General features: G+C 42.5%; 20 protein-coding genes. 4 read left to right on the plus strand and 16 right to left on the minus strand.

Annotation, left to right across the window (positions count from 1 at the left end; translation table 11 throughout):
* Window positions 1–116 precede the first annotated feature (116 nt).
* From BJP37_RS23195 to BJP37_RS23265, 16 genes are all read right to left on the minus strand, one after another.
* Window positions 117–1586, minus strand: a complete 1470-nt coding sequence (locus BJP37_RS23195) for an O-antigen ligase family protein (protein ID WP_075902317.1) — start codon at window positions 1584–1586, stop codon at window positions 117–119.
* A 6-nt stretch (window positions 1587–1592) separates the two neighbouring features.
* On the minus strand, window positions 1593–1718 hold the full coding sequence (locus tag BJP37_RS43850) for a hypothetical protein (RefSeq protein WP_269087054.1): 126 nt from the start codon (window positions 1716–1718) through the stop codon (window positions 1593–1595).
* Window positions 1719–1951: 233 nt separating this feature from the next.
* On the minus strand, window positions 1952–2884 hold the full coding sequence (locus BJP37_RS23200) for a glycosyltransferase family 2 protein (protein ID WP_075902319.1): 933 nt from the start codon (window positions 2882–2884) through the stop codon (window positions 1952–1954).
* Window positions 2885–3019: 135 nt separating this feature from the next.
* On the minus strand, window positions 3020–4045 hold the full coding sequence (locus tag BJP37_RS23205) for a glycosyltransferase family 2 protein (protein WP_075902321.1): 1026 nt from the start codon (window positions 4043–4045) through the stop codon (window positions 3020–3022).
* 144 nt (window positions 4046–4189) lie between these two features.
* The gene (locus tag BJP37_RS23210) at window positions 4190–5095 is read right to left on the minus strand and encodes a class I SAM-dependent methyltransferase (RefSeq protein WP_075902323.1); all 906 of its coding nucleotides are present in this window, start codon (window positions 5093–5095) and stop codon (window positions 4190–4192) included.
* Window positions 5096–5341: 246 nt separating this feature from the next.
* On the minus strand, window positions 5342–6463 hold the full coding sequence (locus BJP37_RS23215) for a glycosyltransferase family 4 protein (protein ID WP_075902325.1): 1122 nt from the start codon (window positions 6461–6463) through the stop codon (window positions 5342–5344).
* 245 nt (window positions 6464–6708) lie between these two features.
* A complete protein-coding gene (locus BJP37_RS23220; protein ID WP_075902327.1) occupies window positions 6709–7905 on the minus strand; it encodes an IS4 family transposase in 1197 nt (398 codons plus the stop codon).
* Window positions 7906–8123: 218 nt separating this feature from the next.
* Window positions 8124–9995 (minus strand): heterocyst formation ABC transporter subunit HepA, encoded by a 1872-nt coding sequence (gene hepA / locus BJP37_RS23225; RefSeq protein ID WP_075902329.1) that lies wholly within the window; start codon window positions 9993–9995, stop codon window positions 8124–8126.
* A gap of 54 nt (window positions 9996–10049) precedes the next feature.
* On the minus strand, window positions 10050–11018 hold the full coding sequence (locus BJP37_RS23230; protein ID WP_075902331.1) for a GDP-mannose 4,6-dehydratase: 969 nt from the start codon (window positions 11016–11018) through the stop codon (window positions 10050–10052).
* 535 nt (window positions 11019–11553) lie between these two features.
* Window positions 11554–12627: a GDP-mannose 4,6-dehydratase gene (gene gmd, locus BJP37_RS23235; protein WP_075902333.1), complete on the minus strand. Its 1074-nt coding sequence runs from the start codon at window positions 12625–12627 to the stop codon at window positions 11554–11556.
* A gap of 128 nt (window positions 12628–12755) precedes the next feature.
* A complete protein-coding gene (hepC, locus tag BJP37_RS23240; protein WP_075902335.1) occupies window positions 12756–13556 on the minus strand; it encodes a heterocyst development glycosyltransferase HepC in 801 nt (266 codons plus the stop codon).
* Window positions 13557–13824: 268 nt separating this feature from the next.
* The gene (locus BJP37_RS23245) at window positions 13825–16086 is read right to left on the minus strand and encodes a GumC family protein (protein WP_075902337.1); all 2262 of its coding nucleotides are present in this window, start codon (window positions 16084–16086) and stop codon (window positions 13825–13827) included.
* Window positions 16087–16649: 563 nt separating this feature from the next.
* Window positions 16650–17795 carry a glycosyltransferase gene (locus BJP37_RS23250; protein ID WP_070394560.1) on the minus strand — a complete coding sequence of 382 codons (1146 nt, stop codon included), beginning with the start codon at window positions 17793–17795 and terminating at the stop codon, window positions 16650–16652.
* A 95-nt stretch (window positions 17796–17890) separates the two neighbouring features.
* Window positions 17891–18886: a sugar transferase gene (locus BJP37_RS23255; RefSeq protein WP_143727755.1), complete on the minus strand. Its 996-nt coding sequence runs from the start codon at window positions 18884–18886 to the stop codon at window positions 17891–17893.
* 1089 nt (window positions 18887–19975) lie between these two features.
* Complete coding sequence (locus tag BJP37_RS23260; protein WP_075902341.1) at window positions 19976–21043, minus strand: T3SS effector HopA1 family protein; 1068 nt, start codon at window positions 21041–21043, stop codon at window positions 19976–19978.
* A gap of 79 nt (window positions 21044–21122) precedes the next feature.
* Window positions 21123–22298 (minus strand): phosphotransferase, encoded by a 1176-nt coding sequence (locus BJP37_RS23265; RefSeq protein WP_229415427.1) that lies wholly within the window; start codon window positions 22296–22298, stop codon window positions 21123–21125.
* Between the two features lie 321 nt (window positions 22299–22619).
* Between BJP37_RS23265 and BJP37_RS23270 the strand changes: the two genes are divergently transcribed.
* The 4 genes from BJP37_RS23270 to BJP37_RS23280 all read left to right on the plus strand — a co-directional run.
* Window positions 22620–22943, plus strand: coding sequence for a hypothetical protein (locus BJP37_RS23270; RefSeq protein ID WP_070394564.1), 324 nt, complete (start codon window positions 22620–22622; stop codon window positions 22941–22943).
* A 497-nt stretch (window positions 22944–23440) separates the two neighbouring features.
* Window positions 23441–23782, plus strand: a complete 342-nt coding sequence (locus tag BJP37_RS23275; RefSeq protein ID WP_075902343.1) for a histidine triad nucleotide-binding protein — start codon at window positions 23441–23443, stop codon at window positions 23780–23782.
* Between the two features lie 115 nt (window positions 23783–23897).
* The gene (locus BJP37_RS37235; protein ID WP_143727756.1) at window positions 23898–24077 is read left to right on the plus strand and encodes a hypothetical protein; all 180 of its coding nucleotides are present in this window, start codon (window positions 23898–23900) and stop codon (window positions 24075–24077) included.
* Between the two features lie 201 nt (window positions 24078–24278).
* The coding region (locus tag BJP37_RS23280; protein ID WP_075906388.1) for a photosynthetic reaction center family protein at window positions 24279–24853 on the plus strand (575 nt) is incomplete at its 3' end.

A 24853-nucleotide genomic window follows, 5' to 3' on the forward strand; every position in this document is an offset into this window, starting at 1 on the left:
GAAAGCACCGCCATATTTGACCTATAAGTTAATTTATAAGTTAGTTAGGAATTGGTAGTTGAAACATCCGGCTGTTCCTCCGGCTGTTCCTTTCCATCTCCTACTTCTGTTCTTCTTCAGTCAGTGCCATTGATCAGAAAATTTTCATAATTCTTATCTTTAGCAGTCTTCACTTCAGCAATACTTTCCATTTCAGAAGAAAGCTTATTTTGATGCTGGTGATACTTATGTGCTGCCATCGTTAGACCCAAAAATCCCCAAATATAACATCCCCCGACACCAAGCATGGCGCTACCAATCGGTAGCCCGATTAAATTACTCAAACCAATAGCACGAGCAGTACTCATGAAGGAATCACGGCGAATCTCAGGATATTGAAACACACTATATACCAGCAGGAGCAATCCACACATATATGGGAGAGTTCCAAACCAGCCTAGGGTAAAAAACATATCTAAAATGCCACTGTCAATCACAACGCTTCGGAGTTCCCCTTGTTCGATAGTGAATGTATTTCCAATCCCATTACCTAAAGCCATAGAAAGAGCTTTGCCAAGACTCTCTTCATAGATCTGTTGTCTAACTTCTGCGCTGTGATCATTTCCAAGGTCAGAAAATGTTGCCAAACGACTACCAATTACTTCCGAGAATGGCTCAATAGTGGTTAACGGCACGATACACATTGCCATGACCAAGATAGAAATAATGATGCGCATCTGGATTTTGGGTTTGAGTGAACTGGTCAGAGAAGCTAGTCCAAAGAACCAGCTCGCCCACATCGTCCGTGACAAGGTTAGTAGAAAAGACAAATAACCAGCTATGGAAGCAGGAATACGTAAAGGACTGTTATTATTAAATAACAACAGCAGACCCACCATCATGGTTGCGGCAAACGGTCCAGTGGAATTCATTGTGCTCCACAAACGAATACCGAACGGTTCGGGATTCCCCATCGAGAACATTCTGGCGTTGATCAGCCAAAATCGATCCCACTCCGGTGCAATCACATATTGCACTAAGCCATAGACTCCCATCACCAATACACCCCAGAGGAATGTGCGCTGAATGTTTTGGCGATAGCGAGGATAATCTCGCCAATTTATAAATAAGTAGAAACCTAAAAGAATCGGGGTTAACCAGTCGATCAGTCCTCGAATAGCGAAAGTAGGAGAGCTTTTAATCAGACCAATAATAAAGCCATACAAAATACTGGTGAATCCCAAAATAAAAGGCAAACCCCCCTGTTTATAGGCTCTAGGAAGGTATTTTAAAAAGGTATCCACAGTAATCCATGTCACTATAGGCGCTACTAGCAATACTGGACTCGGATTAACCCAGTTACTGCGATAGTCAATTAAACGACGAACCAACGGCATCAGAAACCATAGCCACCACATAAAACCTAAGTAGAGGACAGGATACCGTCGATAGAGAAAAAGGCCCACGGCAAACCCTACCACAGGCAACAGAATACGCAGAATGCTGCCCGCACCAGCAATAATGCCCAGTATTGTAATGACAACAAATAACAGGATGGCTGTCCAAGCAGGGGCTGGTTCTAGTTTGATAGGAATTCCTTTTGTCATTAGGTGTTAGGGATTAGATACACAGCAGTTCTCAATTGGGTGAGGTGAAAAGTCCGAGGTTTTAGGGAGTAGGGAGTAGGGAGTAGGGAGTAGGGAGTAGGGAAAAGGCAAGAGGCAAGAGGCAAGAGGCAAGAGGCAAGAGGTAATAAATTATATAAGAATGGAAATGTAAAAAAATGTAATACTTTTTTTAATTCATTTGTAAATGCTATATCTAATAGATTAGAGATTAGTTAGTAGAGCGTTTATTAGTAAGCCTGAAGTACATTTAAATTTTATTTCTTGTTCCCTGTTCCCTGCTCCCTGCTCCCTGCTCCCTAAAACCAAGACATTATTCACCCAAAACCCTTCAACCGTCCCTTTTGCTAGCCTAAGCACTTTTTCCAGCTCAACCAACCTTGCCAACGTCCACGCAAAGAAGCAAGGCACTTTTGTCCTGCTAAAAGTCCTTCCTTGGGGAAAGACCGCAAACATTGCAGGAAACCGGGTTTAACTCGCGTTCCCACCAATGTTGACCAAACTATAAATATAATCCGTTGTAGAACAGGGAAGTAATCTAACAAAACTATAGTTTCATTATGTGCCGCATTAATCAGGGCAATATCGCTAAAAACTATGTCTCGCTGATCCTCATCAAAACGCTGTGCTGGATAGTGGTCTACTGCTACCCCTGGGTCATAAATCAGCTTCCAACCGGCTTTTCTTAGGGCTAGACTAAACCCCAGATCATTATGGACTTGAGCTCCCGTTCCTCGCAGACGCTGATCAAAGCGCAAGCCCGATATAGCAGTCCGTCGATAGCTCATGTTAGCTCCCTTAAGCACATCCACCTCCCGAGGTAAACCTACCCCCAGGTGATGATTACCAATCACCCGTCCACACCATTGCACTCGACCCACTCGTTCTCTAGCACCATTTTCCAGGTAGTTACCCAGATGTACCCAATCCCGTCCACCGACACCCCCGATCCGGTGATCGGACAGAAAGTGAGTTTCAATATCAGCTAACCAATTGCCACGGGGAGCAGCATCATCATCGGTAATGGCAATAATATCTCCCTGTGCTGCATCAAGACCTGCGTTAAGAGCGGCCACTTGCCCCGGAATGCTTAATTTCACAGGACGCATGGGTAAGACCTCAGGGTTGAATGCTTCAAGAAACGCCCAAGTTTCAGCATCAGTATCCCGTACAATCACCAAGACCTCATCCGCTGGTCGAGTTTGCTTCTCCAGAGCCTCTAAACACCGTTCTAAGTCTTTTGGACGGCGATACGTGGGGACTATAACAGTGATTCTCATTTATTCTACTGTGGAGTTAGGTTGTTCGCGTAGCGTAGCCTTTTAGCCAAGGTTATTTGTCAGAATGCAGAATGGTGAATGCAGAATGGTGAATTCTAACTTCTAAATTATACATTCTACATTCTAAACAGATTACTATCCTGCTGTTTGAGACCGTAAATAACTCTTTAGAGTACTGAACCAACCTTTCACCATACCTTTCAACCGTAATTCCATAGAAATTGTCCATTCAAAGACAGCACGAAAGCCCAATTTCGATAAGAACATGCGAAATCGCAAAGCTGGTGAATCTCCTAACTCTTTCAATAAAGCAATCAGCTCGGTGCGTTCTACCTCATTGAAAATTGGACGATAACAGTATGCTGTGTGTCTTAAGGCCAGTTTACGACGCTGTTTTTCAATCACCTTTGTATCCCAACCCCGTCGCTTAAAACCAGGCAATATACTGTCTTCAAAAACCCGAATACATCCTTTTAATTCCATATTTTTGCGCTTAGGACGTAGATTTTTAGCATCAGTCCAAACCCGATAACGTGCTAATATTTCATTGGCATAAACGTTGCCATAACCAGCATCTGCCATTCTGACCCACATGTTATAGTCCTCTACAAAATTAGGACTATCTTCATAAAATCTAACTGCTGGCAACGCTTCAGCTCGAAACATAACGATATTGGCAGCTACTTTTACCCCAAAAACTGCGGCTAGTAGTGATTCGTCTGCGCTCTGAAACTCGTGCTGTCTTCCAATACGTCGCACAGCTCGATTGTTACTGCGTTCATCAATTTCCTGCACAGCACTATGGATATAACCCGCCTCTGGATGGTTCTCTAGCAGGGGTAGTAACGTTTCTATGTAGTTAGGTAACAGGGCATCATCTGAATCTAAACGAACAATAAATTCAGTGTTTGGCTGTTTCAAAACCCAATTGTTGTTAGCCGCTACACCTAGGTTTTTAGGGTGCCGATAGTACCGTACTTGAGGAAACTGCTGGCATAGTTGTGCCATAACCTCAGGGGTTTCATCAGTGCTAGCGTCGTCTGACACCCAAACTTCTACATTGGGATAGGTTTGACGGCAGGCGCTGCCCACTGACTCCCATAAGTACTGGGATTGATTATAGGTAGGAATGCAAATAGCAACTGGTTTCATATCCTGCATCACGAGTAGTTCCTCTATACGAAAGTTATGTTAAAATCAAATAACCGTAATAAATGTTTAATTTTCCTTGGTCAAGAGTACTAGTTTTTTATTCAACAGCAACAAATAGCGATCCGGTTAGTTTCCCAAAAAGGCTCTATAGGTTTATTTCTTAATCAAGATTTTTTTAACAAATTGTTTCAATAGTCCTGATTTACCAGACAAATAGTCTACTATTACCTTTTTATCTTGCCAGAGAATAAAATAATCCCTTAAAGACCACTTATCGACCTTGGTAAATTCCATAGGCTTAAAGACTGAACCATACCAAGTAAGCACCATGCCCTTTTTCAAAAACATGAAGGGACTTTGACCTTTAAATTTTCGATTTGACTCTAAATGAGTTGGGTGTCTACCGGTAACATCACCATAAGCATCGGTGATCAGTGCAATACCTTCTGTTTTTAACATGGAGCGTATATTAGCAATGGCGATCCATGGCTCAGTAATGTGTTCGAGAACATCGAAAGAAATCACAACATCGTACTGATTATCCAAACAGGCTTCATAGGTGGTAATCAGGTTGATGCCATTGTCTAACAAGCCATAATGTTTAAATCGCTTGGTGACAAAATCATAGGTTTTACTGCCTGGGAAGTCGCAGTAATCAACGTGACAACCATTCATCGCTAAGTAGATAGAGTCATTGCCTGTACCATCACCCAGTAACAAAATTTTTAAATCACCAGTTGTCTTCCCTTTCTGTGAGGCATACTTCTGAAGCCTTTCTAGGGTTATTTCTATCAATTGCTTTCGTCCAGGTCTAGCCCAAAAAACCATTGTTTCAAATATTAAGCCATACCCATTTTTATAAAGAGCCTCCATATTGGAATCATAGTGGTGAGGGGTAACTCCAAAGTTTTTGGCATCTTGACACACATTCCAGCCTAGTTGCAGCGCTTCCTGCCAGACTCGATGGTTTACCTCGTCTCTCGGCAGCTCGGTAAAGTTACTAATCTCATCAACAATAGGTTCGAGCTCAGTGGGAATTTTAATTAGTAGGTTAGACATAACTAGTTATAGCGTTTGTATTTGAGTTATGAACACACTCCCTGAGGCAAGAGGCAAGAGGCAAGAGGCATGCATGCAAGATGGAAAACCGAACCAGAGTTTTATTGGACAGTAAACAGTCAACAGTAAACAGTCAACAAAAACCGATTAATTACAATAGGGATCCGTGTAGGAATTGTGATAATTTTTATTCCCAGATCCGCTGTTCCCTATTCCCTGTTCCCTTTGGAAAACATTAAATTTAGACTACTTGATCAGTTTTTCAAATAAATCCACATAGCTTTGTGCCATCTTTTCCCAACTGTATTGGGCGGCTATCATTGGTGCAGCTTGGCTCATCTGTTTCCTTTTTTCAGGATTACTAACCAGAAGGCTTAACTCCTTTGCCAAAGCCTGGGTATCGTTGGGGTCAGACAAGACCACTCCGCAGGCTGGAGTAACCAATTCAGCTCCCCCGGCTGTGGTTGCGGTAATGACTGGCAAACCTGAAGCCATTGCTTCTAAGAGCACTAGTGTGCAGGCTTCATAGCGGGATGGAAAGACAAATAAATCTACGGCTCGCATGATCTCAGGGAGGTCACGTCGGTACCCGAGAAAATGTACCCGTTCACTTACATTTAGGCTTGCGGCTAGCTGAGGATAGGGACTACCTTCTGTGATGCCAGCAACAGCTAAGTGTAATTCAGGGACTTGGACTAAGGCGTGCAGAATTGTATCCAAGTTCTTCCGAGGTGTTCGGATGTCTCCAGCAAAAAATGCTAAAGGCACTCCCTCAGGAAGACCCAATTGTTTGCGGTCAGCCACACCGGGATAAAATTCCTGTAAGTCCACACCATTGACAATCACCCGAATGGATTCAGGGGGTACACCAATGTCTACTAATTCTTTCTTGACCTTTCCGGAAACTGCGACTATTACTTTTGCCTGACGAAAGGATTTTTTTTCCCAATGGGCATTCAAGGTTGTAACTAGCCGCTGGTAAAGACCATACAAATCCCGACGTAGCCGAGAGGTATGGGCAGGCGATCGCAACCAAGAACTGTGGACAAAATGTACAGCATTCACATCTGATCCAACTCTGGTAATGGACCCGTTAACTTTCACTAAGTCCAGCTGACTACGGTGTTGATTTAACCAATTGCCACTCCGCCAGGAAAAGACCAGATGACGAATTAGTGCTGTTGGCCACCTTTTAACTGGAATCAAAATCCAGTTTACCTGATTACTCTGCTGAAGTTCTGGGGCGACATGACTGGCTAATAAGGTGACCTGATGACCGCAACGAATGGCTTCTTTGGCAACTTCATAGTTGACTCGACCTTGGCCATCATTTTTCATGACTTTGTGGGTAACGATACAGAGTTTCATGAGTAGCTATCCTGTAAAAATTATCGAAAACTCTGACTAGTGCATCCTTTTTAAGGTATCCGTCAAAAAGAGTACAGAGCCTAACCAAATTAGGTGATCAGCAATATGGTAATGATCACGATTGTCTAGCCGTATAAATTACTGAAATATTTCTAACTATCCTAGGTAGTTATAATTTAATGTTATCTGTTGGATAATTTATCTTGTGAAAGATATCTCGAAAGGCTCAAGGGGTGACAACAAGGCTACAAAGCACTCTGGATAAGGGACTTAGCGTTAAGTCCCCGCTTGAAATAGAGAGATTTGTGAGGTTTGAGACTCATCAGAGATTTGGCTAAATCCGACCAAATTTTGAGAGATTGAATCCAATCGGGACCGTGCAATCCCATCCAAAAAAAACTATGTCGCTCCGTTGAACGTTCTGATTCGGTGGGACGACAAATATACTCACTCACTCCCAGATTTTTTAAAGCAACTCCAAGTAAAGTTGCCAAAGTATAAGCGATGGAAATGAGCAAAATAATGGCTTTTAAGCGACGCTCACTAACCTTTGTATTTTCGAGATTATAACCTCCAGTTTTTAAATCTCGAAACATAGTTTCAATACCCCATCGAGCCTGATAGCAGGATAAAGTCCGTGGAAGACTATCAAGACTTGTGAGAATATACCAAGGTTCTTTACTTGCTCGACTCCGATATTGACGTTTCCAATAAGCCCCTAGATTAAAGTTTCCCAACTGATGGGCTTTTGTGCAAGAAATATTTGAGTAAAATCGAGAAAATCCCGGTTGAATTCCTAAATCTTTGAGGGGTCGATAAACAGCATCATCATCTTGAATACAAGTGCCCTTTTTCTGACGTAAAGCAAAGTCTACATTCCTCTCCTCCAGCCACTTAGCCAGTTGGACACTATGAAATTCTCGGTCTCCTAATAGGAGTACAGGATAAGAACGCAATAGCCTTAAGACCGGAGTTATAACTTTTTTTTGCTCTGGCAAACTGCTGTTCCCTCGTTTTGGTAAAAGTTGCCAATATACAGGAATTGCATGATGACCCCAAGCTAAGCTTAACACCATTAAATTCCGGTCTTGCCATTGAGTTCTATCGAGGATTAATAGCAGATATCCTTGATGCATGAGCTTCAGCTTTTTCCTTCGTCTTATCTGTTTTCGATTAGAGATATGAGGACGAAACTCTTGTTTTAAAATTTGCTTGATAATAGGAAACCATAAGAGCTTAGCACTTAACTGAGGTAAATTCAAAAACCTCTGAATATTCCGAACACGACTTTCATATTTTATCGGTTGTGGGAACAGGTTGGCTAAGCAAGATAAACGGACATTACGATGACTTTGCAATAGCAAAATTAGCAATTGTAGAGTCAGATATTGGCAAGGAGTCAGATGAGTCTCGAAGACAGTCTGGTAGAATTGAGGAAACATATATGATTGTGGGGGGGTCACGAACGCCCCCTGATTTTTGTAAGTCTTGGGCTGGCTTAAACCCCTATTCTCTCTAGTTTACAGCTTTCTTGTCACCCCTTGAGCTCGAAAGGATAGTAGTGGTAAAGATTTAGTGATGTAGGCGTTGGTCTGGTCAAGGTAACGGGAGCTAAAATCACTACTTGTTTACCACTACCCTATTTGGAAATGCTATAGTCTCAATTTTTTTGACTAACTTCATGCTGCATCTTGTGATATTTCCAAAGGTTACCGCGCTTTTCGAGTAATTCTTCATACTTTCCTTGTTCCACAATTCGCCCCTGTTCGAGAACGACTACCTTATCAGCTTTGGAAATGGTCGATAAGCGATGGGCAATGGTAATTACTGTCCGTCCTACAGAAAGTTTTTCTAAGGACTCCTGAATGAGGCGCTCAGACACAGAATCTAGGGCACTAGTTGCCTCATCTAAGATCAGAATCTCTGGTGCTCGCAGTAAAGCACGAGCAATTGCCAGCCGTTGACGTTGACCTCCAGATAATCGAACTCCCCGATCACCCAGTTGCGTCTCAAAACCTTCAGGCAAATCTAGGATGAAGTCTAATGCATTGGCAAGTTTTGCAGCTTCTCGAATTGCCACCTCATTTACCTGTTCTGAACCATATGCAATGTTATTGCGAACAGAGGTGTTGAAAATAAATGTATCCTGACTGACAATAGCTAGCTTACGACGCACAGAGTTAATTTCAAACTCTTGTATGTCAATGCCATCAATGATAACTTGACCTGCGGTTGGGTCATAAAATCGGGGAATTAAGTCAGCAAGGGTGGTTTTACCTGAACCAGAAGCACCGACTAGGGCTGTTGTCTCTCCTTTGTTGATAGTTAAGGTAATATCGTGCAGTACCAGGTTAGAGGGATCGTAACCAAAATCCACGGAAGCAAACTCAATGGCTCGCTGCAATCCTGAAAATTCCACGTTACCATTCTGCAAGTATGGTTTGTTGTCAGTTCTCAGCAGCTCTTTAATGTTATTCATTGGTCCGGTGAATTCCCCAAGACGCCCTCTGGCATTATTAATCAGACGTACAATCGGGATCACACGAAACAAAACAAACAAGAAAGTTAGCAATGAAGCTGCCTGCATCTGTCCATTAGGCACGAAGATGTTAAACGCTACAATAATCATGCCGATCAGAATTGTGGTGGCTACGCTTTCCGCAATCGGTTCTATGGCATACCCAAATGAGGCAGATTTGATAGTGATGTTTGCAACGTTTTCGCTAGCGTCATAGAATCGTCTACGCTCAAAGTCCTGACTCGCAAATGCCTTAACTGTGCGAATGCCATTGATAAACTCTACAGCAACTGAGGTAAATTTACTGCCTGCGTTGGAAACATCAAAACTTGTCTCTCGCAACCTTTTAACCAAGTTAGAAAGACCAACACTCATCAGGCTAAAGAGCATCAATGAGGCAATAGAAAGTTGCCAAGAAAGCAAGAACATTGATGTAACATAGACAACTAGAAGAGACACTCTAGTGAACATAACAGCTGTCACATCAAAAGCTTGATTAATTTTTTCTAGTTCGGTGGTTAGACTATAAACTAGCGATCCAGAACGGCTATGAGAAAAGTAACCCAAACTCAGCCTTTGAAGTTGCTCAAATAGCTTCTTGCGCAGCCTATCTAACAAATTCATTTGAGTTATCATGCTGTACCTGCGCCCACCAAACATAAAGGCTGAACGCAACCAGGTTGTGATCAAAATTAGAGCAGATATCCGGTAAATTCTTTCATTAACCGGTCTATTTACTCCAAGCAACCAGATATCTAACCAGTTAATCCCTGTCTGGATTGGGGTAGCATTCGGGTCGGTTATATTTTGTAAAAAATTTAGGATAAACCCTAATCCAAAACCTTCAAGCAATGATGAAAGTATAGTTAAAAAAATAGCTAAAAAAGCAGCTTGCTTAAGAAATTTAAATTCCCTTAATATGAATTGGTTGTCTTGCCACAATTTTGTGGACTTTGTAAACCTAATAACAGAATCAAAAAGTTTGATTTCAACAATTCTATATAGAATACTCACTGGTTTTATTTAGACCTATTGTGATTGTTGCTTAATGCTGATTTTAAACAAGGTTTAGCTAAAAAAACTAAGATCACTATCCACCATTTCCGCGACAAGATCAGGAAATTTATTTTTACTCTTCCAATTCAGCTCATCCCGAATTTTCCAGCTATCCCCACAAAGGGGCACTGCTTCAGTGGGACGATAAAACCTCGGATCAACTTCCACAAAATCTTGATAATCAAGACCGACGTGACTAAAGGCAAAATCTACTAATTCACGAACCGAGTGATTCACTCCGGAAGCAATTACATAATTCTCTGGAGAATGGTTTTGCAGCATCAGCCACATGGCATAGACATAATCCGGAGCATATCCCCAATCCCTCAGAGCATCTAGATTTCCTAGATAAAGCTTATTTTCCAACCCTAGCTTGATCTTGGCGACAGTAGAGGTAATTTTGCGAGTGACAAACTTAAAGTCACGCCTTGGGGATTCATGATTGTAAAGAATCCCGGTACAAGCAAAAATACCATACTGGTTACGATAGTTTTGCACCAGATGATGACTTGCCAGCTTGGAAATACCATACACAGACCGGGGATTAAAAGGAGTCAGCTCATTTTGAGGGGCATGGAACACCCTGCCAAACATCTCAGAAGAACCAGCAAAAAAGAAACGACACTCCGGTACCAATTCCTTAATTGATGCCAGTAAATGGTGGGTTCCATTAAAATTACTGGTTAAGATAGACGATTCATCATCAAAAGAGTAACTAACAAAACTCGATGCAGCTAAGTGATAACACTCGTCGGGTTTAATCTTGGCAATGACCTTATAGAGTGACAAGTGATTCTCTAAAGATGCAACATGTAAAACAATGTCGTCTTTGATAGTCTTTAGATTAGACAACTTACCTGCTGGGTCTTCAACTGCTGGTCTCCTCACAATTCCATGAACTTCATAACCTTTGCTTAGCAAAAGCTCTGCAAGGTAAGATCCATCTTGTCCAGAAATCCCTGTAATTAGTGCTTTTTTCATTTTTCCCAGTGCGTTAGTTATGAGTACTATGTGCGTCAGTACTGAAGACTGAGTGGGTACCGTGAGCTAGTTAGCAATTACCAATTACTAACTCACTATATTTAGCCGTTTTGAAGCTATTTCAGATCGGTAAAACTCAATTCCATAGCTGAAATCAGTATCTTCTTCAAAGTTAAGCCGCCAACTCGGTTATTGACGGTAATTACACTGATTTCAGCCTTTGATTTATCACGATAAACCGGGTATGATATTAGTGGGTAAGTCCTGGTTATAAGACAGTGCGTTCCCGTAGCGTATCCGTAGGATAATCGCTTATTTTATTTAACGCTAATCCATCCGTCTTATAATAGTGTGTTAATAGGTAATGGATAATGGGTAATTGCGCTCTCCTCGTGGTGTTTTACAGCAGCAATAGTATTTTCCTCAATTTCCAATTACCTATTACCCGTTACCCATTACCTGTTACCCATTACCGAAACGGCGACTAACTATCTCTCTAATCCATTACTAAAAATGGGATTAGACCATATCATTACTAGGGATTACCAGCGGTAACAACCTGACGAATAAAGGCAGTATCAGGGGATTGAATACAAGAGGTGACAGGCATGATACCTAGTGCCTGAAGGTCAGCATTAACCATGATTTCAACCAGTTGTTTAAAGGTCACTGAAGGTTGCCAAGGTAGTATGGTATTAGCCTTGGTCGCATCACCTAACAACAGGTCTACTTCAGTAGGTCGAAAGTACCGTGGATCGATTTCAACGTACTGCTGCCAATCCAAATTCACTAAGCCAAAGGCAATATCGAGAAACTCCCGAATTGAGTGAGTTTGACCGGTAGCAACAACATAGTCATCGGCCTCGTTTTGTTGTAGCATTAGCCACATAGCGCGGACATAATCCTTGGCATAACCCCAGTCCCGTCTGGCATCGAGATTGCCCAGGTAAAGCTTATTCTGCTTACCAGCTACAATGCGCGCCAAAGCACGGGTAATTTTGCGAGTGACAAAGGTTTCGCCGCGCCGGGGACTTTCGTGGTTAAACAAAATACCATTACAGGCGAATAGCCCATAGGATTCGCGATAGTTGATAGTTTGCCAGTGGGCGTAGACTTTTGCACAGGCATAAGGACTACGGGGATAAAACGGTGTAGTTTCAGACTGAGGAATAGCCTGCACTAGCCCAAACATTTCAGAAGAGCCAGCCTGGTAAAAGCGTACCTCAGAGCCAATCCGCTGTTGATAGTGCCGTACCGCTTCCAACAAACGCAAGGTTCCTATACCTGTGGCATCGACGGTGTATTCTGGTGAATCAAAGCTGACCCGCACATGGGACTGAGCTCCGAGGTTGTACACCTCTATCGGCTGTACGTCTTCTAGAATGCGTTGTAGTGTCAAGCCATCAGTCAGGTCTCCGTAATGGAGAAATAACCGTGTCTGTGGATTGTGGGGGTCTTGGTAGATGTGGTCGATGCGATCTGTGTTGAAGGTAGACGTGCGTCGGATAATGCCATGGACTTCGTATCCTTTTGCCAGCAGCAGTTCCGCTAGATAAGACCCATCTTGACCGGTAATGCCAGTGATTAATGCTCGTTTAATGTCTGTCACGATTCCTCACGACTCTGATTAGAGTAATTAGTTTGCTAATGTACGGGATGAACACAAAGGCAAATCAAAATTGTTAATTGTTAATTCAAGTTATTAACTAATTAATTAACAAAGCCAGAATTGATGAATCACAGCACTTGAGTACTTTGAGAACCCAACACATGCGATCGCATATCTTCCTGGTGAAGCCTGATCATTCCTGGCAACAACCTCAGCTGTCGCCGCTCCTCCTGGGTCATCCGAATCACCTCATCCAGTTTCCAAGGACGTGGTCCAACTAAACTCATCTCACCCCTTAGTACATTCACTAACTGGGGTAGTCCATCCAGACAATATTGACGCAGCCACTTTCCAAAATGTGTCATCTTAGACGTGACTTTGCCTTTGTGTATAGCTTCAGTGCGAAATTTAATCACTTGGAACAGCTTACCCCGTTCTCCAGCCAGCAATTGCCGAGAAAAGACTGGTCCTGGTGAAAAAATCGCTATCAGCAACATCAATCCCAGGAGCACTGGACTCAGAATCAGTAGCAATAGAGCAGCTAAACTCGAATCCATCACCCGTTTCAGTCGAGATCGGAATAGTTTTTCCCTACTAGACAATTCTGAGTTGAACGGTACCCTTAGAACAGCTTTCTTCTTCGCTTGCTCACAGGCATTGGTCCAAACTCTTAAGCCTGTTTCACCCAGATTGGGGTCGATACAAACCAGCCCTACCGACGAGCGTTGCAAGCAATTACTTAACCAAGACTGACTTTGCAATGGAGGTAGATAATGCTGTTCATTCTTCTGGATAGGAAGTACCCACAACTGTTTCCGTCGCCACTTGAGCTTGCAGGGAGGCAAAGAACTGACTGCTGACTCTGGGTCATCATCGATATCTAGGATTGAGATTTTGGAGGTTGTTAGTATGATTCTGGAAGTCGTCATCAATAGTTACTCCATTTCACGAAAATCAAAAGTCAAAGCTTAGATCCTGTCAGGTTTAATCCGTAGCTATCAGCTATCAGCTATCAGCTATCAGTTTTCAGCTATCAGCTTATGTGCTACGCACACGCTACTTGAGGTGCTATCAACTATCAGCTTTTGAATAAAACAAGTAAAATCTGAGTTACGTCAGCTGACGGCACCTCAAGTAGCGTGAGCTTTTAGCTCACGGCTGACGGCTGAATGCTTACTTAACAATTAACTAAAAAAATCAACGAGACTTGACATGATTGCTGAACTGACGCTCTAGTTGTGGAGAGACTTGAAGATCAGATACAGGTTGGTTTTGTTCAATAGCACCATGGCTGTTTCGCGAACCATAGTAAGCGTAGTTCTGATTAGAACTTTTCACCCCGTTAGCAATGATTCCAATCAGGTTTAAATTCCTGAGTATAGCAGTAGCCTGGGTCAGTTGAGATTGAGTAACTCGCTCTAGGCGTCCTACCATCACCACACCTTGGCACAACGATGCTGCTTGGAGTGCATCCACCATACCTAACACTGGGGGAGTATCCAGCAACACCAGATCATAGGTCTGCTGAAACTCTGCCATTAAGTTCTTCATCCGTTTAGAACCCAACAGCTTAACTGGGTCAATTGGGGTTGGTCCAGCAGTCAAAACATCAATGGTTGACCCCAAAGGTGAGATACTAACTGGGCTGGGTGTAGCAATATCATCTTCCAATAAAGTAGAAAGTCCTTCCTGATTGGAGAGGCCAAGTTGTTGGTGCAACCTCGGACGGCGCATATCTACATCAATTAGCAGTACTCGTCGATGTAAACGAGCAGCACTTAAGGCTAAACCCAACGCCAGAGTTGACTTGCCCTCACCAGACAGCGCTGACGTAACCATCAGGGATTTCCACTCAGAACCAGAATTGAGCAACTGGATATTCACATAAATCATGTCCAGTGCTTCCTGAAATGGTCGCCATCCCAACAGTTCCATCATCGGAAGTGCTTTCTCGGACTGGCTCAAGCTAAGATTCAGAACAGGTTTACTGATTTTACCCTCTGGCAATTCTGGAATCATACCTAGCAAGGGTAGAGCCACTTGATTTTTCAGATCATCAGAGGTATGAATTCCATCGTCCATGGCTTCCCGCACAAAGGCAGCCACACCACCCAGAAATAACCCAACCACTGCACCTAATAATAGGTCTTGGGTCATATTAGGACCGGTCTTCAAGCCTGGTAAAGGTGCTTCTACAACTTGCCAGTTAAATCCCCCCCGAGCCAATTCGATGCTTAACTCCTGCCGTGCTTGTAGTAGCTGCTGCAGAGTATTTTGTTGAATGGCTACTTGGGGTTGTAGACGATTGTACTGAGCAATCAGGGCTGGAAATTCCCTGAGTTGAATACGGATTTCCTGCTCTGTTTTGGCCAGGGCTTGATCACGAGTTTGTAGACTGACTAGATTAATTTGCGAGGTGATCAGTTCGTTGACCAGATTGATATCAACACCACCGAGCTGTCCTTCTGTTAGGAGGTTATTTCCAGTGGTAACCAGTTGAGTCGGGACTTGCCCTAAAACCCGTCTGGTTTCTTCCTGCAAGAGCGCAAACACACTCTGACGCTGTTCAATTAATTTTTGAATAGTAGGATGAGCTTCGGTATAAATCCGACTTTGCTCCACCAAAGCCAGTTCTATTCTTTGGATTTCATTGAGCAAATTTTGATAGCGTCCAGATTGACTCAAACGGGACGAAGTCAAGGCATTTTGCGGTGAACGAGCCAGTTTTTGCTGAACAGCCTCGTACCGAGTTTGAGTTTCCATGTACTGAGCGCGGATAGCTCGGCGCTCCTGTTCAATCCCATTCAGAGTTTGACTGACAGCTACAGCTTGTTGTGAGGGATCAATCAGGTTTTTGCTCTTGCGAAATTGCTCTAGCTGTTGTTCAGCTTGCTCAAGATCCTTACGAGCTTTTGGCAACTGCTGATTGATAAAAGCAAGACCTTTATTCAAGCGCATTTCCTGCTGCTCTAGGTTGTAATCTTGATAAACCTTTTGAATAGCTTGCAGTACTTTTTGAGTTTTAATCCGGTCATTGCTGGTGTAGACCGCTTGAAATACCTTAGTTTCGGTTTTACCCTGCAGTACTTGAGCTAATCTTAAGGAGCCTCTAATATCACCGACTGTGATATTTGGGTAGTCATCACGAAGCAATTCCACTGCTCGTTTCATCAACTCAGAACTACGCATCAGCTGTAACTGAGTAGCATAATCGATATCAACAGTGGACTCAGTAAACTGACTCTCGATTCCTCGTGTTTTATCTATATAATTAGGCTCCACCAACAGCTGTAGAGAGCTGATATAATTCGGCTCTTTCTTGAGAGTGAGATAGAAGGCAATCGGCAAGCTTGTCAACAGTACACTTATAATCCACAAGCGTCTGCGCCACAAAACTGCCAACAGTTGGCCATACCCTGCATCTGTTTCAGCTGCTGCGTTTAAATCAAGTTCCTTCATGGGATTTTAGATTAATGATTGACAAGTTTGGATTGGATTTTTAATTGATATAAAGTCCAGTGAATCAAGTCTAAAATAGTCCTGGTATGATTAGTAATCGGTTTAGATAAAATCCTGTTAATCACGTTCTTAATCTTCCCTAGGGTGGTTTTTTTTTAAAAAAAGTTAATTTATAATTAACTATTAACCCTTGAAAATTGGTTGTTGAAAGATGACCAATCTCTTAGCAGTAAAATTATCCAGGATACCTGCAACAAATTTTAGCTACCTTTTGGTAATAGGGACTTAGGAATTGGAGTCTGATTACCCATTACTCATTACCCATTACCAATGAACCGACAATCATAGGTTGCATCCCTTTTAGATAATATAAAAAGAAGTAGTCAACCGGATCTGATATTATCTATTACCCATTACCAGTCACCCGAGCAGGACTATATTGATTAGTCCACCAGATTTTATCTGATGATTTTGGACTATCGACTCGTATAAATCCCAGGAAATCAACGAAAAAATCCAAAATCCAAAATCTAAAATCTAAAATCAGCCCAGCCACTATCCTGTCACCTAGCTAAAGTGGGAACCTTGGCTGAATGGGGTAAGGAATAGCTCACATTGACAGGCTGTCCCCTGACGGTTTTATCAATAATTTGCCCAACTGTGTTAAAGAAAACGTCTTCAGTGAAATGACTCAGGGCATGGTCTCGGATTTTGGCATAATTCCAGGGAATTTCCCTAGCCTCAAGTAGTGCAGCTTGGAGTGCTTCTGGTGTTTGCCGTTTAAAAAACACCCCTGTGGTCCCTGGTATCTGAGTATCCAAAACACCACCTGCACCATAGGCAATTACTGGGGTACCACTGGCGTTGGCTTCGATTGGCACTAAACCGTAATCTTCTAAAGCCGCCACGATCACCCCACGAGCTTTTGCCATCAAATGACAACGCTGTCTATCGCTGACGTATCCCAAGAATCGAATATTGTCCAAGGCTTTAGATTCTAGACGCTCTCGCTCTGGACCATCACCAGATATTAATAAAGGCCAGCCTAGCCAATTAAACGCCTCGATAATCAGATCGATACGCTTGTAACCCAGTAAACGAGATGATACTAGGTAAAAGTCTTCCTTTTGGTCGGAAAACACAAATTTATGGCTATTAATTGGATAGTTCACTGTCATGGCTGGCTTACCATAAATATTCTGGATACGCCGAGCGACAGTGGTCGAGTTAGCAATGTAAAGGTCTGGCTCCTGGGCATAGTCCAGGTCTACTTTTCTGATCAACTGGAAGACTTGATCAATTACAGGAGAAAACGCTCTATATTCTCCATACTCCTTGAGGTAAGTTTGCGTATCCCACAAAAAACGGGTGACATTGTGGCAAAAGCACACATGCTTGGCTCCTAATTTTTTCTTGACCGCCTTTGCGAAGCTTGAACAACTACTGATAATCAAATCGTAATTTTCTAAATCCAAGGCTCGAAAAGCTGGATAGTAAAACGGAGCCAAGAGTCTGAAGTATTTCGTTGACCCTGGAATGTTCTGAAGTCCGGTGGTATGCACTAGGCGCTCACCTAGGTCAATGGTGTTCTGGGCATCATACAAGGATGTGAATACATCAGCACTAGGGAAGCGCTTACAAAGCAGTTCAAATACCCGTTCTGCTCCACCTTTTTGCGTTAGATAATCATGAACTAGGGCAACTTTCATGCTTGTTTACTGGAAAACCTATTCCTAGAGAATACTCTAATCTATTTACCATTATATTTAATTTATATCCGGAATTTTACCGAGTTTTTTTCATACTAAACGGCTCCATTATTTTTCGACAACAAGATAAAAAGGGTTTTTATAATGAGCTTAAGGTCATACATTAAGCTCCAGTTTCGTTGGTAGCGTAAATCCAGTTTAATGATATCTGCAAAATCCCGAACTTGCGATCGCCCATGCACCTGCCACTCTCCAGTCATTCCAGGTTTAACATTCAACCGTTGCCACTCTGGAACCTCATAGATGTCCACTTCCTTAGGTACCGGTGGTCTAGTACCCACCAAACTCATTTCACCTTTAATGACATTCCAGAACTGGGGTAGTTCATCCAAACTAGTTTTCCTCAAAAACCGACCCACCCTGGTGATTCTAGGGTCATTTTCGTTTTTGAATATCTTGGCATCCTTAGATTGATTTTGAACGCTATCTTTCTGGGCTTCCGCATCAGTATACATCGAGCGGAATTTCCAGATCCGAAATCCCTTACCCATCCAACCACAGCGAATTTGACTAAAGAAGATTGGGCCAGGACTATCGAGTTTAATTGCGATCGCAATGGGAATAAATAATATGGCCGTAATTCCTAAACCTACTATTCCCCCCAGTATATCTAAGCATCGCTTAGCCCAAGAGCGTGTAGATGGGTGAGTTGTGGGTAACTTAGCCTTTGACCAATTGACAGCTATTGTTGTCGGGTTATATGAGGGGTCTAGAATTAATTTTTTGTCTAGCCCAGTCATGACCAATACAGCCATAACTGGAGGATTTATACCCCTTAGTATTAGTGAAACTCCGTTTTCCTGAGTGATTTTGTGATTCCTTACTAAGGCACCAATGCCGCTACTATCGATAAAATCTGTCTGACTAAAGTCGGCAATGATACGCTTAGGACAATAAGGTTGTTGGAGAAGCTGATCACAAGTTTCTTTAAATTTTATTGCTTCGAGTCTGCTCAAGCGGATCGGTAACTGCACTACAGCAGCTTCATTGATTAACCCTGCCTGGCTAGAAGTTTTTAACCTTGACTGCATCATGATGAACTAGGAATTATAATGTCGATTAACTCGTCACTTTTTATAGAGTAGATTTAAACTATGTAGGAATTGTGTAGAAAGTTTCGCAATCCTATGAACACCCTAGGTTTTAACCGTACCTAAACCTACGTATTCTCTGCCCTTGATTGAGGCAAGTCTCGACTTTTGATTACTATTTAAATTTTGGGGCAAGGGTTACTTTAACGTACTGTTTTTTTTCTAAAACGATTAATTAGTAAACCCTAATGCATGGCTGAAATCTTCCTATTATAAAAAAAAGGTTACCTCTCACTTAATTATTGACGGAGTAATAGGTAGACTTCACAGGGTTAATTAACCTACAGGAAAAATAAAAAATGGATAAAAAATTACCATTTATATTTTTATCTTGTTACCATATAATTAACCATTTAGTATTACTCATTTGTCAGCAGTGACGTTGAGCAATTAATGTTCTGTGTAATCCCGGATGAATGACTAATACAACTTTCACGAGTTTTTCATAAAATCCTGACAGAGCTAAAAATTTTTGATGAATTTTTCTTAAAGACGCTAAATATACCTGAGGTCAATTGCCACATCCGTCTTGAGACTGATGACTTGGATGGTGGCAGCGAGGAGCACTCAGTCTAATGGCCTAAGGCTAAAGCTTTGGGCTACACCAAGCAACTCCATCTAGGTGGACTAATTTTGTATAGCGCTATATATTTTTAGGACTTACCTAGGGACTATACCTGTAGGGTCTCGCTTCGGACTCTACTAAGCTGTCACACATTTAAATTGTATTTAATGTATTTAAATTGTGAAGAGGCGCGCTGATAGGGAGATGGGGAGATGGGGAGATGGGGAGATGGGGAGATGGGGAGATGAGAAACCAGCTTTTGCACAAGTGGATCGAGGGGAAATTTAAATGCTTATTAGCTTACATAAGCGCGTTTGTTGCCCAGTTTTGCCTAAGTCCTGTTTTTGCTACTGTGGGCGAATTAACTACGAGTCTGACCCCCATACCATCTGTAGGAGCAATTGTGTAAGCTTTTCAAACTTCCCTCTGTTCCCTCCCTTCCCCATAATTTGCTGTGGGCAGCTTTAGTCATGATTGAGGTAAGGACGTTCCCATTCAATTCCTAACTGAGAAAATTGTTGGCGGATGGCGTTGAGGCGCTCCTCTGGAGTGTTATTACCGTTTTGCCAAGCCTGCATTAAACCATTCGCTACAATTTGGCAGCGGTTCATGCCAAAACTTTCTTGAGAGGTAAATTTTTTGGTTGGTTCTTCGGCAAAACTCAATCCCGGTGCCAAAAACTTGGTGAATAAAGGCACTTCTGGGCGAAAATGGCAGCGGTTTGGTAGATATATGGTTTGCATCACCCCAAAGACCACTTCAGAATCACAGCGCTCAAAGTAGAGTACTCCGCAGTCATGGCGTTTGTATTCCGATGGATTGTATAGAACTTTAAATGTGAAAGGAATTGCTGCTGCATTCAAATATTTTGTCATGCTATCCATGACAGCAAGGGCTCCATCTGGTGTCAGATTAAAGTAGATCCGTGCTGTTTTAGAATCGATATCACCATTGCCCTGTCGCTCTTGACCAACATTACCCACTGCTACATAAAAGCCGTTTTGCATCAAATTTTTGGGCATCCGGATGGCAACAATACTGCCGATGGAAGCATATTTTTCTTCAGATTTGAGATGAATCTCCCGTTCAATATGCATAGTCAAACTACCTTTGGTGACGGCTATTGAACCATCGCTTTCTTCTGAGATTACCTGCCAATTGGCATCAAAGTAGCCTGTGCCTTGATTGTTGGCGTGGAGTCGTTGGTAAAAATCTAGGTCTATTCCCAGCAGGGTATTGTTCTCTAAGTTTTGATGGGGTGCTATATCGGCTGAATTGGTGTGAAGTGCCAGGGGAGTGCGCAGATAGCCATTGTAATAAATGCCGTAGAGGAAATTTCTCAGCAGTAAGCTGAGATACTTATGCTGTATGTCTTGAGGGAGTTGCTGAAAGCGGGCTACTGTTTCATCAGCTATGGTGAAGGGTTGATAGTTGGGATGGTTGATACAAAAATTGGACTGGATTTCAATGTTTTTAACAATATCTTCCAGAGCTGCTTGCTGTTGATTAGGAAAAGGGTTGTCAAATAGCATCGTAATTTAATTTAAAATTAGATGAGGTCTAAATAGCAGTTTTCAATTGACAATTCACAGGTATGCTCAAAACCCTTTTCTAGGGGATTACCGGATTTGATATCAGTTGTGATTCTGAGATCCCAAAAACTGTTGGCACAGATTGTTGTGGTCGGCAGAGTAGACTTTTGGCAACCTGGAGCATACAGATTCCAGTATTATCAAAGGATTTCTGATAGTAAATCATTGCCTGAATTTGGTGAATCAGTGCCAAACCGGTAAACTGAACTACTCGTTTAAGCCAGTTGGGACGAGCTGACTCAATCCCGGGAAAAGCGGTAAGATAGGCTTGGGTTAGAGCAGCGATGGAGGGTTGAAGCACTTGTAAAGGAGTCACTGCTAGACCCAAGGATTCTTCTAATTTAATCGTGGGGTCTACTACTAAGCTACTTAACCAGATTCCCAGGTAGCTGGCGATTATGCTTCCAAGGTCAAAGGCTGGATCTCCCCAGGCACAACGTTCCCAATCAATCAGTCGTACCATGCTCTGATCCGGTGCTGAAGATGTTGAGAATTGCTCCCAGTCTCTATGAAGCAAAATGTTGTTCAATTTTAAGTCATTGTGGGTTAGGCAACTCGGATGCCAGTCAGTTTCCAAATCTGCGATCGCATTTCCCAGACTAGGGTAACGTTGATAGAGGACAAAGAACTTTAAGGCATTGTTAGGGATTGAGCCAAACATCTCTGGGCTAAGCCGTCCGATTCCTTTAGCTGGATTACCAAAGCGATAGGGAGATGTCCCCTTTGGTACCTGGTCTAGAAAATTACGACATTCTGGTTGATTGAAGGTAACACGATGGAGGTTGCCTACAACTGTTCCGATATCAGTTGCGATCGCTTCAGGGAAAACTTGGTTTTGATAGTAGAAATTAAACAGGTCGAGATAGTTATTTAAATAGTTGTAGACCAGGATGCAATGATCGGGATCAAAATGAAGGATCTGGGAAACTGATGAAGCTAGACAGTGTTGGTCGGGGAACTGCTGCAGCCAGCGATGAAATTGCCACTCATTGAAAAATTCATAATTTATAATACCCCCATTATGGGGTCTTTCCTGCTTAACCAGTAGCTGACGATGATCTGAAAAGCTAACCAGTAAATTGAAATTTTTAGCAGGGGCAGCCGATTTCACCTGGATAGATTCTAGGTCTGACGGAGTACACAGCCCTATATCCAATAGATATGAGGAAATCGTTTCAGATGATAGTGGTTGCACAATATTAGTAGATGATCAGTAGATGCACGACTTAAAGAGAAAATGTTTGTTGTTTACCCTTGAGACATTAACCGATAGTAGGGGCAAGTCTTGTGCCTAACCGTAGAACAATCAACACTCAACAGTTAACAAGCAATAATCAGGCTGTTATAGTTTCAGCAGTTATCCCATTGCTCTTTATCTATTGATACTCTAGTTTTCCACTAAAAACTTGCCATTTTGGCGAGACGAAACTGATATTTTTATCTAAAACAGAATTTGTAGACTTACAGAAATCTTGAAGAAAGTCATCCGTCACACTCCTATGGAGGAAAACTAATAATGGAAATTTCTGAGTTACCCATCGGTTTTGAGTTGTTATCCGATGAGGAAACCTTTCTCAATGATCTAGATCAGCAAGATACTATGGTTCAGGGTGGATGTGGTCCGACTCCCCAAACACCATACATTCTGTGTCCAGCACCTACGGCAGTTCCTATGCCTGAACACCCAGAACCTTTTCCCAAATGTCCACGCCCAATACCCCAACCAACACCTCCTGTTTTTGAACATCCACGGCCCATACCTTTTCCTAAACCCAAGACCATACCAATTTATAGAACAGGACCGATTATGATGACTCCACCAATACGAATGGAACATTAGATTGAGGGCATTAGCCCCTCCCTATAAGTGTAGGGGCTGATGGTAAGGATTCAGCTAAAAAGCATTTTAAATGTGTTTTAACAAGGCAAAAAGCAAAAGGCAAAAGGCAAAAATATACGGAAATATATTTTTTATTTTATTTAAAAAATATCATAATAATTTACTCTAAAATTAGATAAAATATATATTTTATAGTTTAAAATTTATCATATAAACGATTATTTTTAGCAACGTTATAGATATAGTAATTATAACTATTTTTTAACTATAACGCGGGCATTATGGTCCGACAAGGATGAAAGTTCTTTCCATGACCAAAAATCTCGATCTACTTTCTTGCCTGTTGCCTGTTGCCTGTTGCCTGTTGCCTGTTGCCTGTTGCCTGTTGCCTTTCCCAAGCGCGACTATGTTCACAACTCAAATAAAAATGCTATAGGTACCTGACATTTTGTGTCACAATTGCAGCTGATCTAGTAAACATAGTATTGGCAGTTGCTATGAGCGAAACCATCTTTAGCAAGATTATCCGCCGAGAAATTCCAGCGGATATTGTTTATGAAGACGATTTAGCCCTTGCCTTCAAGGATATTAACCCTCAGGCACCAGTTCATATTCTGGTAATTCCCAAGAAGCCCATTCCTCAACTGGCAGCAGCTCAGTCTGAAGATCAAGCCCTGATGGGACACCTGCTCTTAACTGCTAAGCAAGTTGCTGAGCAAGCCGGTTTGACCAATGGCTATCGACTGGTGATTAATAATGGTGCTGATGGTGGTCAAACGGTTGATCACCTGCATTTGCACATTTTGGGTCAACGCCAAATGAAGTGGCCTCCTGGCTGAGGTTTTTGTTAATGCTCAGTGTTGATTGCTTAGTCCTAAGTAGGTTTCTAAGTTAGGACTTAGGCAAAGAACCAGGCTCAGGCTTTATATATATAGAGGCGTTCGTTCGCGTAGCGTGGCCTACGGCCAATGGAGCGCCTTTACTTTTATGCGATTGACCTTTGGTCACGCTAATGGCAAAGCCCGACGCTGCGCGAACGCGAACGCTATTTTGTATGCGATCGCGTTTGGTCACGCTAATGGCAAAGCCCGACGCTGCGCGAACGCGAACGCTATTTTGCTTTACCTATTTTGATCTTTATATCACATTAAGCTTTATTTGTCAATACTTACGTAATATAAGTCTCACTTATTTACATTATTTAATAACCTGAGGGTAAATTACTCCCAAAAGCCTTTACAAAACTAACTATATTGCTTAATATAAATACATGAAGGCGCACACAAGCCGGACGAACCTCGAAAAGTTCATATTCATACCCGCAATCATTAGAACATGACTACTGTATTACAGCAGAGCAACACCTCTGTGTGGTCTCAGTTCTGCAATTGGGTCACCTCTACCAACAACCGCCTCTATGTAGGTTGGTTTGGTGTATTAATGATCCCAACCCTGCTAGCTGCTACCACCTGCTTCATCATTGCATTCATCGCTGCTCCTCCTGTGGACATCGATGGTATCCGCGAGCCCGTTGCTGGTTCTCTGATGTACGGAAACAACATCATCTCTGGTGCTGTTGTTCCTTCTTCTAACGCCATTGGCCTACACTTCTACCCAATCTGGGAAGCTGCTTCCCTAGATGAGTGGCTCTACAACGGTGGTCCTTACCAGTTGGTAGTGTTCCACTTCCTGATTGGTGTATTTGCCTACATGGGTCGTGAGTGGGAACTGAGCTACCGCTTAGGTATGCGTCCTTGGATCTGCGTCGCTTACAGCGCACCGGTTGCAGCTGCTAGCGCCGTGTTCCTGATCTACCCAATCGGACAAGGTTCTTTCTCCGATGGTATGCCTCTAGGTATCAGCGGAACCTTCAACTTCATGTTCGTGTTCCAAGCTGAGCACAACATCCT

This window comes from Moorena bouillonii PNG, assembly GCF_001942495.1.
In the GTDB taxonomy this organism is placed as follows: Bacteria; Cyanobacteriota; Cyanobacteriia; order Cyanobacteriales; family Coleofasciculaceae; genus Moorena; species Moorena bouillonii.